This is a genomic window from Synechocystis sp. LEGE 06083 (assembly GCF_015207725.1).
Taxonomy (GTDB): Bacteria; Cyanobacteriota; Cyanobacteriia; order Cyanobacteriales; family Microcystaceae; genus Synechocystis; species Synechocystis salina.
Map to the genome: position 1 here is coordinate 1 of NZ_JADEWJ010000057.1, position 16822 is coordinate 16822.

Consider the following 16822-nt stretch of genomic DNA (forward strand, 5'->3'; position numbering starts at 1 on the left):
GGATTAATCCTCGCTATTTTTTATCCTATTACCAGGGCTGTGCATACCGACATTCGCCGTCAACTGCAAGAACGTCAGCAAGGAAATAATATTTGATTAGCCTCTCAATTAAGCGTTTAAACATCGCGCTTTTTTCCTGCGGCCATCATCAACGCCACCAATCCATCCGCCAGGCGATCGCTCTCCAGGGGCAGAATATCTTCCCCTTGCATTAACTTTTGCACAATTAAAAAATGCACTAAAGACCCCGCAAAAATTCGAGCGGCCACCATTGGATCAGGGAAATGGAGTTGGGGTTGGGAACCGAGGTAAATAGCTAAATTTTCTAACATTGGTTTTTGGATTTCCCGCACAAAGCTTTGGGCTAAGGTCGGAAACCGTTCGGATTCGCCAATGATCAAGCGAATCAGGGTTAATAAGGCCGGATTCTGAGCAAACCCGGTCAGGGCTTTATCGGCCAATTGACGCAAAAACATTTCCGGGGGCAAATCCACATCAGCGATCGCCGGTCGATGGGGAAACAGGGGATCACAACTTTGGCTTAGGTTCTGCACCAAGGCCATGAATAATCCTTCCTTATCCTGAAAATAACTGTAGAGGGTAGGTTTAGAGACCCCCGCCGCCCTGGCGATGCGATCCATACTGGCCGCCGCATACCCTTGGGTTGTGAAAATTTTTAAGGCACCGTCCAGAATTTGTTCGGCTTTGTCATTGCTGGGGCGTAGCGGTTTAATCGGGTCTAACTCGTTCACAGGTTTGGCTTGCATCGGATCTTCATCTCTTCATCAGCATAGCAAGGGGACTCTCCTTCCTCTAGTTTACTAAACGGTATAGTCAACTTTACTAAACGGTGTAGTAAAATAAAAATATAAAGCTTTCACCCCAGGGGAGCAAAATGGGATCAATTGCAACGGACTTTCAAACATCTGCTCCGGCTAAACCATTGGCTAAAAAGTCTCCTTTTGGCCGTTGGCAGATTGGTGTTGGGCTAATTGGGTTGACATTGTTCGGGGCAATCGCCGCTCAGCAAGGATGGTTACCCTTCATACCAAAGACGGAACCCGTTGAGATGGAAGTTATTCCTTCCCCCTTGCCCACCGTTACTGCCCTAGGTCGTTTAGAACCCCAAGGGGAAATGATTTATCTCAGTGCCTCCACCGCTAGCCAGGAAACCCGATTGGAAAAATTGTTGGTCAAGGTGGGCGATCGGGTGGAAGCGGGCCAAACCATTGCCCTGTTAAGTGGTCGGGATCGATGGCAGGCTGGGTTAATCCAGGCCCAAGGGGATTTGCAGGTGGCGGAAGCTCGCTTGGCCCAGGTCAAAGCGGGGGCAAAAGATGAAGATATTACGGCTCAATCGGCCCAAATTAGCCAACGTCAAGCCCAATGGCAAGAGGATGTCAAAGCCAAAAATGCAGAGCTTAAACGTTTACAAGCCCAGTGGGACGGCGATCGCCAAATTCAACAGGCAACCTTGAAACAACTGCAAGCGGATTGGCAGGGAGAACGGGCGGAAATTCAAGCCAAATTACAACGACTGCAAGGGGAATTGGCCAACGCAAAAATGGAGTATCAACGTTATCAACAGCTTTATACTGCCGGGGCCATTTCCGAATCGGTGTTTGATGGCAAAGCCCTCGCGGTGGAAAGTTTACAGCAACAGGTTAAGGAAAATCAGGCCAATTTAAACCGTGTTAACCGCACCTCCGTGGAAAAGATTAACGCCGCTGAAACGGAATTAACCAGTCTCAATCAGACTTTTCCCCAACAAATCAAATCTGCCCAAGCTGACCTGCGACGGTTGCAAAAAACTGGAGTTGCCTCGGTGCAGGAAGCAGAAGCCCAGCGGGAAAGTTTAGCCAACGTGCGTCCAGTGGATGTGCAGGTGGCCGAGGCCGAAGTGCAAAGGGCTAAAGCGACGGTGCAAAAAGCCCAAACGGACTTGGCCCAAACGGTGATTACTGCGTCAGAGGCGGGGGAAATTCTCGAAATTTATACCCATCCCGGTGAAAAAATTGCGGATCAAGGCATTGTTAGTCTCGGCCAAACCCAACAAATGATGGCGATCGCCGAAGTTTACCAGGGGGATATTAGCCGCATCCAGCTTGGGCAAATGGCAAAAATCACCTCCCCTATTTTGGATGAACCCTTACAAGGCAGGGTGCAACGGATTGATCCGCTGGTGCAACGCCAAACCATTGTGAATGAAGATCCCGCCGCCAATATTGACGCCAAAGTGATTGAGGTCCGCATTGAGCTTGATCCCGAAAGTTCTAAACGGGTGAAGAATTTAACTAACTTGCAAGTCACCGTCACCATCCAAACCCCGGTGCAATAAGGGCGCATTTTTGAACAATACCCCCGGTTTATCCCATGTTTCGTTTTCGTCGACTGCTCCATACCCTGCGGGATCGCACCCCACTGGGTCTCTTACAACTCAACCATGACCGCCTCCGACTACTGACGGCGATCGCCGGCATTACCTTTGCCGATGTGTTGATCTTTATGCAATTGGGCTTTGCCGATGCGTTGTATCGTACTAATACCCAATATCCCCGGACGCTACAAACGGATTTGGTAATGATTAGTAATCAAGCGGATAATTTCAACGAATTACAGACTTTTTCCCGTCGTCGTTTGTACCAAGCCCTCGATGTGCCGGGGGTGAAATCCGTTGATACGCTTTATGTTAGTTCCGTGCAATGGCGTAATCCCCAAACCAGGGAAAAGACCCCCATGTTAGTTATCGGTCAAGATCCCCATCGAGTTGCGCTGGATTTGCCGGTGGTTAATCAACAATTGGATCAATTAACCTTACCCAATACGGTGTTATTCGATCAAAAATCCCGAGGCCGCTACGACCAAATGGTGGAGCAGGTAGAACGGGGGGAACTGGTAACCACGGAAATTGGCACAAACACCGTCACCGTAACGGGATTATTTAGTGTGGGAGCATCCTTCGCCGATGATGGGGCATTGATGACCAGTACAGAGACTTTTTTAAGGCTTTTTCCCAAGCGTCAAGCCAACACTCCAAGCATGGGCTTAATTTATCTCCAACCCGATGCTGATCCCGAATCCGTGCGGGAAATGTTATCCGATTATCTCCCCGATGATGTGCTGGTTTTTACCAACGAAGAATATGTCCAGTTTGAGATTGATTATATCCAACGGCGATCGCCAATTGGGTTTGTGTTTGGCTTAGGCACAGTAATGGGTTTCATTGTTGGTACGGTGATTGTCTATCAAGTGCTTTCCACTGATGTCAACAGTCACCTAGCGGAATATGCCACCTTTCGGGCCATGGGCTATCGGCAACGGTATTTATTGGGAGTCATTTTTGAAGAAGCTCTGATTCTCTCCGTTCTGGGTTTTATCCCCAGTTTGGCGATCGCCTTGGGGGCCTACCGACTGACGGCCTTTGCTACGGCGTTACCAATTTTTATGCCTGTGGGCCGGGCAGTTTTTGTTTTTGTTTTAACCCTGGTGATGTGTAGCTTCTCCGGTGTGATAGCCGCCCGTCGTCTCCAAGCCGCCGATCCCGCCGATATTTTTGCCTAAAATGCCATGAACAATCCTCCCATTATTGTTATTCGTCAACTGAACCACTATTTCGGCAGTGGCGATCTCCGTAAACAAGTGTTATTTGACATTGACCTAGATATTCACGCCGGGGAAATTGTCATTATGACCGGCCCATCGGGTTCAGGAAAAACGACATTATTAACCCTAATTGGGGGACTGCGGGCGGCCCACGAAGGCAGTTTACAAGTATTAGGGCAGGAATTATGTGACGCTACCGAAAAAATCTTGGTTAACAATCGGCGCAATAACGGCTATATTTTCCAGGCTCACAACCTACACCACAGTCTAACTGCTTTGGAAAATGTCCAGATGGGCCTAGAAATCACCGGCAAAATTCCTAAAACGGAACGCCATCACCGGGCAGCCCAGATGTTAGACCAAGTAGGTTTGGCAGATCGTTTACATTACTATCCTGGCGATTTATCCGGTGGTCAAAAACAACGGGTGGCGATCGCCAGGGCCCTCATTAGCCATCCCAAAATGGTATTGGCCGATGAACCCACCGCGGCATTGGACAAAAAATCTGGTCGGGATGTGGTCAATATCATGCAAAAACTAGCCAAGGAACAGGGCTGTACAGTGTTATTAATCACCCACGACAATCGTATTTTAGATATTGCCGATCGGATTGTTTATTTAGAAGATGGCCATCTTTCCCGGCAACCTGCGGTTGTTTAAAGCAATAAAAAACCCGCCGAAGCGGGGAGAATATTGGATTTAGGTCAGCATTAAGCAATTAGCAAAGCCGTAACTTAGTAGCGACCTTGATTTTGGTTGGGTTTGTGGACAATAAAGCTCACAGTCTGACACTGTTTGATATTGTCAAAACCGATCACGCGAATGTAGCAATTGGGGTTCTCAGAACGGCATTCCCGTACTTCAGCCAAAACTTCGTTAGCGGTGGCGCCACCAAATAAAGGCAGTTTCCACATAGTCCAGAAGTGGGTTTCGGGTTTGGGATCTTCCTCAAATTCCACACCAGGAATAAAGCCTTGGTCTAACAGAAACTCAACTTGCTTAGCAATTTGTTGATCCGTTAAAGGGGGAAGGTAGGAAAGGGTTTCGTAGCGGCGCTCTTTGGGTAAAGTTTTCATCGATTTAAAAGTTTTCCTTGCTGATGACTACGTTAGGACGGGGGAGAATCATTAGAATCTGATTCTCGGTCGAGGCTTTTGGAAGGGAGAGTGTCCACCTCGGCCACGGTGCGGGTCAGGCGTTCAAGCAAATGGCGACGATGGGCAATGTTGGACTCCGTTAAACTACTCCGGGCCATACCAGGCAAGAAGTCCAACACCGACTCGGCAATGTCTTCCCTAACCGCCAGGATTCTGAGCACTAGCTCTTTATTTTCATCCAGGAGTTCCGTCAAAAACGTTTCTCCATTTTGAATATTGTGGCTGGCCAAATACTGGTTTAACCAAATGGCCTGGGAAGGGTTAGTTTCCCCTAGTTCGCTCTGAATCCTGAGAACGGCTTGGTAGGTGAGATAACTTTGCAGTACTTTCACCGTTGCCTGTGCTATGTGCTTAGTTTGCATGAACGACCCCCATCAGTTTTCAGGTATCAGTTAAACAGTTATCAGTCAAAACGCTATGCCGTAAGTTACTAACTGATTTTGGCAGTTATAACTGTTAGCCACTAACGAATGAGCACTTCAAATTAAGTCAAAACTCACCGATAACTGTTCCCTGACAACTGAACACTGCTTAGAGGGTATCCATGGCCTCGAACTCGAACTTGATTTCTTTCCAGAGTTCACAAGCCGCGGCCAATTCTGGGGACCAGCGACAAGCTTCACGGATTACGTCATTACCTTCCCGGGCTAGGTTTCGACCTTCATTCCGAGCTTGAACACAGGCTTCTAGAGCTACCCGGTTAGCAGTTGCACCGGGAGCGTTACCCCAGGGGTGACCCAAGGTACCACCACCAAACTGGAGGCAAGAGTCATCACCAAAGATTTCCACCAACGCGGGCATGTGCCAAACGTGGATACCACCGGAAGCTACGGGCATGGTGCCAGGCATGGAAGCATAGTCTTGGGTGAAGAAAATACCCCGGGAACGATCTTCCTCAACGTAATCTTCCCGCATGAGGTCAACGAAGCCCATGGTGATGCCCCGTTCCCCTTCCAATTTACCGACCACGGTCCCGGAGTGGAGGTGGTCTCCACCGGATAGACGCAGACATTTGGCCAGAACCCGGAAGTGGATCCCGTGGTTTTTTTGACGGTCAACTACGGCGTGCATTGCCCGGTGAATGTGGAGCAGAATGCCGTTGTCCCGACACCAGCGAGCCAGGGTGGTGTTAGCGGTGAAACCACCAGTGAAGAAGTCGTGCATGATGATGGGGGTGCCAATTTCCTTGGCAAACTCGGCCCGTTTCATCATTTCTTCGCAGGTGCCTGCGGTGACGTTCAGGTAGTGACCTTTCATTTCGTTGGTCTCAGCCTGGGCTTTTTCGATCGCCTCTTGAACGAAGAGGAAACGATCACGCCAACGCATGAAGGGCTGGGAGTTGATGTTTTCGTCATCTTTGGTGAAATCCAAACCACCCCGGAGACATTCATAAACGGCCCGACCGTAGTTTTTGGCGGACAAACCAAGTTTGGGTTTGATGGTACAACCGAGGAGAGGACGACCGTATTTGTTTAATTTGTCCCGCTCAACGGTGATGCCGTGGGGGGGGCCTTGGAAGGTTTTAATTAAAGCAACGGGGAAACGAATATCTTCTAAACGGAGAGCCCGCAGGGCTTTAAAACCAAATACGTTACCGACCAAAGAGGTTAAAACGTTGGTGACGGAACCTTCTTCAAATAAATCTAGAGGATAGGCAATAAAAGCAAAATATTGGTTATCTTCGTTGGGAACGGCTTCCAGGTCATAGCAACGACCTTTGTAGCGGTCCAAATCGGTTAGGTTGTCAGTCCAAACGGTGGTCCAGGTACCGGTGGAAGACTCAGCGGCCACCGCGGCAGCGGCTTCTTCAGCAGGGACACCCGGTTGGGGGGTCATACGGAAGCAGGCGAGCAGGTCGGTATCCTTGGGGGTGTAGTCGGGGGTATAGTAGGTCAGGCGATAATCTTGTACGCCCGCCTTGAACCCTGCTTTGGCTTGTACCATCTAGGTCAGTCCTCCATAAACATTGAATAGCCTAGCTTTCTCCCACGGGCGAAATTTGGCATAATAAAGCCTACCGTCGCCCCAGAGACAGTCATTATTTACAGTTATTTGGTTGCAAGAAGAATCTGCGATAACCCAGCAACTATCTGTTTTCTGAAGGTCATCTTATCACGCAGGGGATGCCTTTACTTATGGCAATGCTCTCCATTGACTGTTTTTTAAATTACAATTTTTGGACTTTCTGATTAGAATTTCTGATGTTTTGTCTAAATGGTGATTAGTTGGGCTTGTGAGCCGTTGCCATGGCGGGGATTGCAGAGGATTTATGGGCGATCGCCACCCCTCCGGTGAGCAAATCTAGGGCGGCTTGGTATTGCAAATCAGTGGGGGAAGTAATTTCTGCAAAGCTGATCAGGGGTTGCTCCACCACTTCATCGGGCATGATGCCCAGTTTATGGATGTCGTGATGTTCGGGGGTTTCGTATTTGGCCACAGTAATGGCGATGCCGGCCCCGTCGGAAAGCTCAAACAGGGATTGAATTAAACCCTTACCAAAGGTCTTTTCTCCCACTAACGTGGCCCGGTGATTATCCTGCAAAGCACCGGCTAAAATTTCGCTGGCACTGGCGGTGCCCTGGTTGACCAACACCACCAAGGGGCGATCGGTTATCGCTTCTCCACTGGCAGTGAAGCTTTCCTGGGTGCCTTGGCGATTAACGGTATAGACAATGGTGCTTTCCGGCAGCCACAACCTAGCAATGTCAATACCGGCCTGGAGTAGGCCACCGGGATTGTTACGTAGGTCCAAGACATAACCGTCGGCCCCTTGTTCCTGAAGTTGGTGGAGAGCGTGGGCCACTTCTCTATAGGCATTGGCACTAAACTGGCTCAGGCGAATATAACCCACCGATTGACCGGGGCGGGAATCATCTAATCGGGCCACCACGGGACTAAGGGAAATTAACTGCCGAGTCAGGGTAAGTTTTTCAGGGACTTCGGTGCCCGCTGGGAGAATTTCTAGGGAAACCTTGGTGTTCTTTGGACCCCGCATTCTGGCCGCCGCTTCGTCTAAGCTCAGGGTTTGGGTATCCACGCCGTCGATCGCCAGAATTTGGTCATGGGGTTGCAAGCCGGCCTCCTCCGCTGGGGAACCGGCCAGGGGGGCCATAATTTCCAATTGGTTAGTTTCCGGGTTGATGTTGATCTGCAGACCTACCCCCGATAGCTCGCCGGTGGTGGTCACCTGGAGATTACCGTACTGTTCTGGACGCAGTAGGCGGGTAAAGGGTTCATCTAGGGTGGCGAGCATTTCCTCGATCGCCGTGTAGGTTTCTTCCCGGTCCCGGAGGGGGCGTTTAACGTACTTTTCCCGCAACAACCACCAATTTTGATGGTTAAAGGTTTCATCGAGATAGGCTTGATTCACCAGGCGCCAAGATTGCAACAGGAGCTTTTGTTCCTCGGTGAAGGCCAGGGCCGGCGGTGTATTGCCCAGATAAATAACAGCCCCAATGACCAAAGAGAAAGCTAAAGCCCATAACCGCCTTGTCTGTTTACCCATTCCGATGCCTGCCCCCGTAAACCAAAATTTACAAAACTTAGCTGAGTTCTCATTTTAGCTAATGTCAACGGGAATGCTCCTTTTTTGCCTAGGGGGTAATTACGGTTGGGCGTTATTTCCCCTGGTCATCTATGGAGTTAAATATTTCCAGAGACTGGATAAATTCCCCCGCCTGGGCCAAGGTTGTCGGAGTGCCAATGTCTAAAAAGGGAGCTTCAACGGCATGGACTTTGATTTTTGCTCCCTGGGCCAACAATATGGGAAACACGTCGTACTCAAAACTTAGGGGCCGGCGATCGGGAAACTGGGCTAAAAGGCGATCGCCAAGGAGATAAACTCCACTATTAATTACCCCTGCCCCTCCCTGCTTTTCGGCAAACTGTTCCAATTCCCCTTGCCCATTGACTTTCAAGGAACCAAAACGGGATGCGTCGGGCACATGAACGCCCAAAATCACCCCATCAACCCTGTCATCAGCCAATTCGGCCAACAGAACTCGATAATCCGTCACAATTAAGGAATCGCCGTTGAGTACCAACCAAGCCGGTGTGGGTTCCTTAAAATTATGGTGACTAACCGCATTGACAAATCCCCCCGCCGTTCCCAAGGGTTCTTCCTCCGCCACACAGGCGATCGCCATGTCGGCAATGTCGGCATTTTGGGCATAGGCCGTCACTTTTTCCGCCAAATAACCTGTAGAAAGGAGCGATCGCCGAAAACCTTGCTGTTGTAAGTACCGCAATTGCCAATCTAGAAAAGGACGGTGGGCCACTGGGGCCAGGGGTTTAGGTAAATCTGACAACTGTTGCTTAATGCGGGTGCCAAAGCCCCCAGCCAAAATGACCACGGTAACGTCTGCGGGGGAAAGGGCCATAGGATCAAAAAAGTTAAATTACTAGCACTGGAGGTAAAACCTAGGCAATAGGTTACCAATTGATGATCCCGTCTAAACTATTAGCCCAAGTTAAATGACAGTAATTTTGGCAACACCGAGGTGAAAAAATCTGCTTTAGGGGCAAAGAGGAGAGTTGATAGGGCCTTGCCCCCAATGGTCCAGAGCAGGAATGATTTATTTCATCAGATGGGAGGGCAAAATGATTTCCGGTATTAGGGGGCGCAGGTCATCAAAGGAAATAGGACCAAAATTCATAATGGTGGGTAAGGGCAAAGTACAGTCGATCAATGTTCCCCGTCGAGCATAGCGACATCGGCCACCATCACCAATTAAAGGCACCTGGCCTTCAAAATAACGGCTAGCTGCCGCAAAACTAGTCACCGGTTCTCCCCCTACTTTGGCCGTGGCACACACCAACGGAAAAGACATCGCCCCCACCAGATCAAAAACAAAAGCATCGGGACAGGTGATAAAAAGATTGCGAAAGCCCTGGGTAATGCCTGGGTCTAAGTGGGGCAAGGCTTCGACAATGAGGGTTATGGGTAAAGGAAAAAGGCCCATCAATTTTTTGGCGGCGGGGGGAATTTTTGCCACATCCATAGCCCGATCGCCTCGGGTGAGAATGCCTAGGGGTTGGTCTTTATCAAATTGCTTAAAGGCCCGCAAATGAGCCACGGCTCTGGGACTGGCACCATTGACCACTAGCACATAGGTAGTGGCTAAACCTAATAAGACCATCGCTTCCTGCTCCAAGACGGATTGAATGGCAGGAATTGCTCCGGAGTTTAGCTTAATGATTTTTGTTTCAATTTTATCTAGTGTAACCATTGAGTTTTCCCTTGAAACTGTCTCCAGGTTAACAGAGATTTTCAGCCCACTCCATTGAAGCTCTAGGTATAAAAACGCTTCTAAACAGTTAAATTTTTACGTAATCTAGGCAGGGAGCAAGACTTAGTTAAATTTTTAAAATAGTTTTGACTGCCATTATTTAAACTTATCATTCTTGATTTTGGGGGAATTTATCTTGGTAACAATACCCAAACATGTCCATCGAGAACACCTGATTTTTCTTTTTAAAAGTTAATAAATAAAAGTTCCCAATGATGCTATTGGACTAGAACTGGCCATGGGTTAGTCTGCAGACTGGTGGCGTCCCAGACCCTATTGCCAAGGGAGCAGGTAAACTTAACTTTCGTCAGCGGTAGGTAATTTAGACAAAGCAACAAATGATTAAGCAATCTTTCCCGCTATTGGCTTTACTGTTGGTTTTCGGTGGCAATGCCAGTGGTCTAAGGGCTCAGTCGCGACCATTAACACCAGTGACGGGGGCAAATTTAACGCCAACGGTGGGTTTTGATGAACAGTTGTGGGGGAACCATTGTTCGGCGGGGGATAAACAGTCCCTGGTGCGGGCCATTGACCATAGTTTGGCCTATCTGAAAACCGCCAGCGCCGCCCGAGCCTATCAGAATTACTCTGTACCGGGGGTGACCAGAGAGCGGGTAACCCGTTCCCTGCAGAGATTTAAGACCTTGTTGCAACAAGCCCCCAGCCCTGAAGCTCTCCAGACCGCTGTGGCCAGGGAGTTTCAGTTTTATCAGGCGATCGGTAACGACGGCCTGGGCACAGTCCATTTCACTGGTTATTTTGAGCCGGTCTATACCGCCAGCCGCCAACGAACTGCTGAATATCGTTATCCCATCTATGGTTTGCCCACCAATTTTTCCCGGTGGTCTAAACCCCACCCCACCAGAGCTGAATTAGAAGGGTTGGATGGCCTAGGAAAATCCAGTCAGTTGCAAGGGCGGGAAATTGCCTGGTTCCGTAACCGTTTAGATGCTTATCTAATCCAGGTGCAAGGTTCGGCCAAAATCAACTGGGTGGGGGGCGGCCAAAGTTCGGTGGCCTTTGCTGGGGCGACGGATTATCCCTACGTAAGTTTGGGGAAGGAAACTATCCAGGAAGGCATTTTTCAACCGGGGGAAGTTACTTTGCCAAAATTAATCGAGTATTTTGAGCAAAATCCCAGTGAACTAAGCCGTTTTATTCCCCGCAATAACCGTCTGATCTTCTTTAAGGAAACCTCCGCCAGCACCCCCGCCAAAGGTAGCATTGGTGTACCAGTCATCGCAGAGCGTTCCATTGCCACAGATAAAGCTCTCATGCCTCCAGGGGCGATCGCCGTTTTAGCGGCTCCCATTCCCGATTGTCGGGGTCAAAAGGTCAACGTTAGTCGTTTTGTGGTGGACCAGGATACCGGTAGTGCCATCAAAGGCCCCGGTCGGGTAGATATTTTTATGGGCACCGGCCAAACCCCAGGCGATCGGGCCGGTTTAATGAGTGACGACGGGCAAATTTATTATCTGCTCCTGCGCTGACAATATTGCCCTACTTCCTAGGGGAAAAAATCTGAAAGTCTCCTCATAACTCAGAGTGATTCGGTCACAAGCATGGGTGTTGAAAGCTATGGCTTCTTGAAACCCTGTCCAGGGAGTTAGAGTTCCAAGCTAGGACGTCAGAAGTTTGTTCAACGGGGCACCAAAATTCTGTACAGTGGAGTTGTCCCCGTCTGTTTTTTAATGCGGGAACAGGTTTCGATAAATTTACATAGCCAGTCTTTACACCCAAAGGAGACGCGAATTGGTTAACGCAACCCCTTTTATCACCACTAAGTCAGAAGAAATTTTTACCGCGGCTCAACATTTAATGCCTGGGGGGGTCAGTTCCCCGGTGAGGGCATTTAAGTCCGTCGGCGGTCAGCCCATTGTTTTTGACCGAGTAGAAGGGGCTCAGATTTGGGACGTAGATGGCAATCAATACATAGACTATGTGGGCACCTGGGGACCGGCCATTTGTGGTCATGCCCACCCCGATGTGATCAATGCCCTCAAACAAGCTTTGGATAAGGGCACTAGTTTTGGTGCTCCCTGTGCCCAGGAAAACGTCCTGGCGGAAATGGTCATTGATGCCGTGCCCAGCATTGAGATGGTGCGGTTTGTCAACTCCGGCACTGAAGCTTGTATGTCAGTGTTGCGTTTGATGCGGGCCTTCACTGGCCGGGAAAAGATTATTAAATTTGAGGGTTGTTACCACGGCCACGCCGACATGTTTCTGGTGAAAGCCGGTTCTGGGGTGGCTACCCTGGGCCTGCCGGATTCCCCTGGGGTGCCCAGCAATACCACCAAGGCCACTTTAACGGCTCCCTATAACGATTTGGAAGCGGTCAAAGCCTTGTTTGTGGAAAATCCCGACAGTATCGCCGGGGTTATTCTTGAGCCGGTGGTGGGCAATGCGGGCTTTATTCTCCCCGATGCCGGCTTCTTGGAAGGATTGCGGGAATTGACCAAGGAGTATGGTGCTCTACTGGTCTTTGATGAGGTGATGACTGGCTTTCGGGTTTCCTATGGTGGTGCCCAGGCTCGATTTGGCGTTACCCCCGATTTAACCACCCTTGGTAAAGTGATTGGTGGTGGTTTGCCAGTGGGAGCTTATGGTGGTCGGGAAGACATTATGGCCATGGTGGCTCCAGCAGGGCCAATGTATCAAGCTGGAACTTTGTCCGGTAACCCTTTGGCCATGACCGCGGGCATTAAAACCCTGGAAATTTTGCAAAAGCCCGGTTCCTACGAATATCTGGATAAAATTACCAAACGTTTGGTAAGTGGCTTGTTAACCGCCGCCGAAGAAGCCGGCCATGAAGTTTGTGGCGGTTCCATCAGTGCCATGTTTGGTATTTTCTTTGCCCCCGGTCCGGTGCGCAATTACGAAGATGCCAAGCTAGCCGACACCAACAAATTTGCCCGTTTCCATCGAGGGATGTTGGAACGGGGTATTTATCTCGCTCCTTCCCAGTACGAAGCCGGCTTCCCTTCCCTGGCCCACACCGAGGCCCAGATTGACCAGACCATTGCGGTGGCTAAGGAAGTATTCGCTACCCTTTGAACTGTTTGATCCCCGATGGCGATCGCCGTGGGTCATATTGCTAAATACCTACAATTTTTCCCCATCCTAAAATGTGGTTATTCAGCTATGGACTAGGGTGGGGATATTGGTATGGGCTGATTTCAATGCCCTAGCACAAATTTCCTGAGGCGGGGCAAAAAAGATCATTAAAATTTGTCAAGGGACAGAAACTAGCCTAAGATGAGACCCATATAAAGACTTGTCTTGCGAACCCAATACACATTAGGCAATAGAACTTAGGAGGATTTATGGCTCTCGTCCCAATGCGATTGCTGTTAGACCATGCGGCGGAAAATGGTTATGGCATTCCCGCTTTCAATGTCAACAACATGGAGCAGATCATTTCGATCATGCAGGCCGCTGATGAAACCAACAGCCCTGTAATTTTGCAAGCTTCCCGTGGCGCCCGTAGCTATGCCGGGGAAAATTTCCTGCGCCATTTAGTTTTGGGGGCGGTCGAAACCTATCCTCACATTCCCATTGCCATGCACCAAGACCATGGGAACAGCCCCGCTACTTGCTATTCCGCTATCCGCAATGGTTTCACCAGTGTGATGATGGATGGTTCCTTGGAAGCTGATGCCAAAACCCCCGCTAGCTTTGAGTACAACGTCAATGTAACCGCTGAAGTGGTTAAGGTAGCCCACTCCGTTGGGGCCAGTGTAGAGGGGGAATTGGGTTGCTTGGGTTCCTTAGAAACCGGTCAAGGGGAAGCGGAAGACGGCCACGGTTTTGAAGGGAAGTTAGACCACTCCCAACTGTTGACCGATCCCGAAGAAGCGGTGGAATTCGTTAACAAAACCCAGGTGGATGCCCTCGCTGTGGCGATCGGTACCAGCCATGGTGCTTACAAATTTACCCGCAAACCCACCGGGGAAGTTTTGGCTATCAGTCGCATTGAAGAAATTCACCGCCTGTTGCCCAACACTCACTTGGTAATGCACGGTTCTTCCTCCGTTCCCCAGGAATGGATCGACATGATCAACGAATTCGGTGGTGCCATCCCCGAAACCTATGGTGTGCCCGTAGAAGAAATTCAAAAAGGCATCAAGAGTGGTGTACGTAAAGTGAACATCGACACCGATAACCGCTTGGCCATCACCGCCGCTTTCCGGGAAGCCGCCGCTAAAGATCCCAAAAACTTTGATCCCCGTCACTTCCTCAAGCCTTCCATTAAATATATGAAGCAGGTTTGTGCCGACCGTTATCAACAGTTCTGGACCGCTGGCAATGCTTCTAAGATCAAGCAATTGACCTTGGATGACTACGCCGCTAAATATGCTAAAGGTGAGCTGACCGCCACTTCCCGCACTTCTGTTGCTGTGTAGATTGGGATTAATTTTTCGTTTCTAAGTTTTGGCTTAGCAGAAAAAAGAGAATAAATAACTTTGCTCCTCCTCGGTTTAACCCTGGGGGAGTTTTTCCTTCTCAGATGGCCGGCAACCCCGTAAGATTGGGAAGATTAGTTTTAGCTTAAGCAACGGCGGTAATGGTGAAACGCATTTCTATCCTTGGCTCCACCGGTTCCATTGGCACCCAAACTCTGGACATTGTTACCCATCACCCCGATGCTTTCCAGGTGGTAGGTTTAGCGGCTGGGGGCAATGTTGAATTACTAGCTGAACAGGTGGCGGAGTTCCGCCCAGAAATTGTTGCGATTCGTCGAGAAGAAAAGTTAGCCGATCTAAAAGCGGCAGTGGCCGATCTAACCGATTATCAACCCCAATATGCAGTGGGAGAAGGGGGCGTCGTGGAAGTGGCCCGCTATGGCGATGCAGAAAGTGTGGTTACAGGCATTGTCGGTTGTGCGGGATTATTGCCCACCATGGCTGCGATCGCCGCAGGCAAAGATATTGCTTTAGCCAATAAGGAAACGTTGATTGCGGGGGCTCCGGTGGTGTTGCCCCTGGTGGAAAAAATGGGGGTGAAACTATTACCGGCGGATTCCGAGCATTCGGCTATTTTTCAATGTTTACAGGGGGTCCCGGAGGGAGGATTGAGGCGGATTATCCTCACCGCTTCCGGGGGTGCATTCCGGGACTTGCCGGTGGAGCGCTTACCCTTTGTGACGGTGCAGGATGCTCTGAAACATCCCAATTGGGCCATGGGACAAAAAATCACCATTGACTCCGCCACTCTGATGAATAAGGGTTTGGAAGTGATTGAAGCCCATTATTTGTTTGGCTTGGATTACGACCACATTGACATTGTTATCCATCCCCAGAGCATCATCCATTCCTTAATTGAAGTACAAGATACTTCTGTTTTAGCTCAATTGGGTTGGCCCGATATGCGTTTGCCCCTGCTCTACGCCCTATCCTGGCCAGAAAGAATTTACACCGATTGGGAACCGTTAGATTTAGTTAAAGCTGGTAGTTTAAGTTTTCGGGAACCGGATCACGACAAATATCCCTGCATGATGTTAGCCTATGCAGCCGGTCGGGCCGGGGGCGCCATGCCAGCGGTGCTAAATGCGGCTAACGAACAGGCCGTGGCTTTGTTTTTACAAGAAAAAATCACTTTTTTGGATATTCCCCGTCTGATTGAAAAGACCTGCGACCTCTACGTTGGCCAAAATACGGCTAGTCCTGATCTAGAAACCATTTTGACAGCGGATCAATGGGCCCGGCGGACTGTGTTGGAAAGTAGCGCCTGTTTGGCAACCCGGCCATAGGCTGTAGTTAGCTTTAACTTTGACCAGAATTATTTGCCCCATGATTATTATGGGATTTTGGTTTGGTTGCTTTTAGGGAGTGATTACGGCGATCGCCAAAATATTTTTCATCATTTAACTAGTCGAAACGGAGATCCCCCATTGCTCTATGCCCCCTAATTCTGTTAGTTGTCAGGGTCAAAAACGGGGAGTCTGGAGATAGGATTACGAAGGTTGAGGTGGGGAAAACCCCACAGACGCAATTCGCCATTCCACCGTTAAACCTACATCCACGGCTGTACCCAGGGCAACAGCACAATAAAAGCGCTATGTTAGAATCAGCAATACACAGGGCACGCTGAGGTGATGGATTCAGGTTATGTTTGAACGCTTTACGGAAAAAGCCATTAAAGTAATCATGCTTGCTCAGGAGGAAGCTCGTCGCCTCGGACATAACTTCGTTGGCACGGAACAAATTCTGCTCGGCTTGATTGGCGAAGGGACTGGCGTCGCCGCCAAAGTTCTTAAATCCATGGGGGTTAATCTCAAAGATGCCCGCATTGAAGTAGAAAAAATTATCGGGCGGGGATCAGGCTTTGTGGCCGTGGAAATTCCCTTTACTCCCCGGGCCAAGCGGGTGCTGGAACTTTCCCTCGAGGAAGCACGGCAACTGGGCCACAATTATATCGGCACCGAACATTTGCTGTTGGGTCTGATTCGAGAAGGGGAAGGGGTAGCTGCCCGGGTCTTAGAAAACCTTGGGGTTGATCTCTCCAAAGTCCGCACCCAGGTGATCCGCATGTTGGGGGAAACCGCCGAGGTGGCCGCTGGAGGAGGATCCTCTGGCCGCACCAAAACCCCTACCCTAGACGAGTTTGGCTCTAACCTCACCCAAATGGCCGGGGAGGGCAAGTTAGACCCCGTGGTGGGCCGCCAGAAAGAAATTGAGCGGGTTATCCAAATCCTAGGACGCCGCACCAAAAATAACCCTGTCCTGATTGGGGAACCAGGGGTTGGTAAAACGGCGATCGCCGAAGGTCTAGCTC

Annotated in this window: 15 protein-coding genes; 8 read left to right on the forward strand and 7 right to left on the reverse strand. The window is 49.8% G+C overall.

Annotation, left to right across the window (positions count from 1 at the left end):
• Nucleotides 1-116 precede the first annotated feature (116 nt).
• On the reverse strand, nucleotides 117-767 hold the full coding sequence (locus IQ219_RS06470) for a TetR/AcrR family transcriptional regulator (protein WP_190596386.1): 651 nt from the start codon (nucleotides 765-767) through the stop codon (nucleotides 117-119).
• A 128-nt stretch (nucleotides 768-895) separates the two neighbouring features.
• On the opposite strand from IQ219_RS06470, the gene IQ219_RS06475 reads away from it, so the two are divergent.
• From IQ219_RS06475 to IQ219_RS06485, 3 genes are read left to right on the forward strand one after another with little or no spacing between them, the layout of a single operon-like run.
• Nucleotides 896-2338, forward strand: a complete 1443-nt coding sequence (locus IQ219_RS06475; RefSeq protein WP_194020453.1) for an HlyD family secretion protein — start codon at nucleotides 896-898, stop codon at nucleotides 2336-2338.
• Nucleotides 2339-2373: 35 nt separating this feature from the next.
• On the forward strand, nucleotides 2374-3561 hold the full coding sequence (gene devC / locus IQ219_RS06480) for an ABC transporter permease DevC (RefSeq protein ID WP_194020454.1): 1188 nt from the start codon (nucleotides 2374-2376) through the stop codon (nucleotides 3559-3561).
• 6 nt (nucleotides 3562-3567) lie between these two features.
• Nucleotides 3568-4263: a DevA family ABC transporter ATP-binding protein gene (locus tag IQ219_RS06485; protein ID WP_194020455.1), complete on the forward strand. Its 696-nt coding sequence runs from the start codon at nucleotides 3568-3570 to the stop codon at nucleotides 4261-4263.
• A gap of 74 nt (nucleotides 4264-4337) precedes the next feature.
• Here the strand turns inward: IQ219_RS06485 and IQ219_RS06490 are convergent, their stop codons facing one another.
• The 6 genes from IQ219_RS06490 to IQ219_RS06515 form a co-directional block, all read right to left on the reverse strand.
• Nucleotides 4338-4679, reverse strand: a complete 342-nt coding sequence (locus IQ219_RS06490; RefSeq protein ID WP_190596394.1) for a ribulose bisphosphate carboxylase small subunit — start codon at nucleotides 4677-4679, stop codon at nucleotides 4338-4340.
• 32 nt (nucleotides 4680-4711) lie between these two features.
• The gene (locus IQ219_RS06495) at nucleotides 4712-5122 is read right to left on the reverse strand and encodes a chaperonin family protein RbcX (RefSeq protein ID WP_194072090.1); all 411 of its coding nucleotides are present in this window, start codon (nucleotides 5120-5122) and stop codon (nucleotides 4712-4714) included.
• A gap of 169 nt (nucleotides 5123-5291) precedes the next feature.
• Entirely contained in the window at nucleotides 5292-6704 is a 1413-nt protein-coding gene (locus IQ219_RS06500; RefSeq protein ID WP_010873418.1) for a form I ribulose bisphosphate carboxylase large subunit, read from the reverse strand.
• A 277-nt stretch (nucleotides 6705-6981) separates the two neighbouring features.
• Complete coding sequence (ctpA, locus tag IQ219_RS06505) at nucleotides 6982-8265, reverse strand: carboxyl-terminal processing protease CtpA (protein WP_194020457.1); 1284 nt, start codon at nucleotides 8263-8265, stop codon at nucleotides 6982-6984.
• A gap of 112 nt (nucleotides 8266-8377) precedes the next feature.
• The gene (locus IQ219_RS06510; protein ID WP_194072091.1) at nucleotides 8378-9139 is read right to left on the reverse strand and encodes a nucleotidyltransferase family protein; all 762 of its coding nucleotides are present in this window, start codon (nucleotides 9137-9139) and stop codon (nucleotides 8378-8380) included.
• A 195-nt stretch (nucleotides 9140-9334) separates the two neighbouring features.
• Nucleotides 9335-9988 carry an L-threonylcarbamoyladenylate synthase gene (locus IQ219_RS06515; RefSeq protein ID WP_194072092.1) on the reverse strand — a complete coding sequence of 218 codons (654 nt, stop codon included), beginning with the start codon at nucleotides 9986-9988 and terminating at the stop codon, nucleotides 9335-9337.
• A 398-nt stretch (nucleotides 9989-10386) separates the two neighbouring features.
• Here IQ219_RS06515 and IQ219_RS06520 point away from each other — a divergent pair, with 398 nt between their 5' ends.
• From IQ219_RS06520 to IQ219_RS06540, 5 genes are all read left to right on the forward strand, one after another.
• Complete coding sequence (locus IQ219_RS06520) at nucleotides 10387-11538, forward strand: murein transglycosylase A (protein WP_194072093.1); 1152 nt, start codon at nucleotides 10387-10389, stop codon at nucleotides 11536-11538.
• A 262-nt stretch (nucleotides 11539-11800) separates the two neighbouring features.
• Entirely contained in the window at nucleotides 11801-13102 is a 1302-nt protein-coding gene (gene hemL, locus IQ219_RS06525) for a glutamate-1-semialdehyde 2,1-aminomutase (RefSeq protein WP_194020461.1), read from the forward strand.
• Between the two features lie 269 nt (nucleotides 13103-13371).
• A complete protein-coding gene (fba, locus tag IQ219_RS06530; RefSeq protein ID WP_028949331.1) occupies nucleotides 13372-14451 on the forward strand; it encodes a class II fructose-bisphosphate aldolase in 1080 nt (359 codons plus the stop codon).
• A gap of 164 nt (nucleotides 14452-14615) precedes the next feature.
• Nucleotides 14616-15797, forward strand: a complete 1182-nt coding sequence (gene dxr, locus IQ219_RS06535) for a 1-deoxy-D-xylulose-5-phosphate reductoisomerase (RefSeq protein ID WP_194072094.1) — start codon at nucleotides 14616-14618, stop codon at nucleotides 15795-15797.
• A gap of 358 nt (nucleotides 15798-16155) precedes the next feature.
• A partial coding sequence (locus tag IQ219_RS06540; RefSeq protein ID WP_304650686.1) for a Clp protease N-terminal domain-containing protein occupies nucleotides 16156-16822 on the forward strand: 667 nt, incomplete at its 3' end.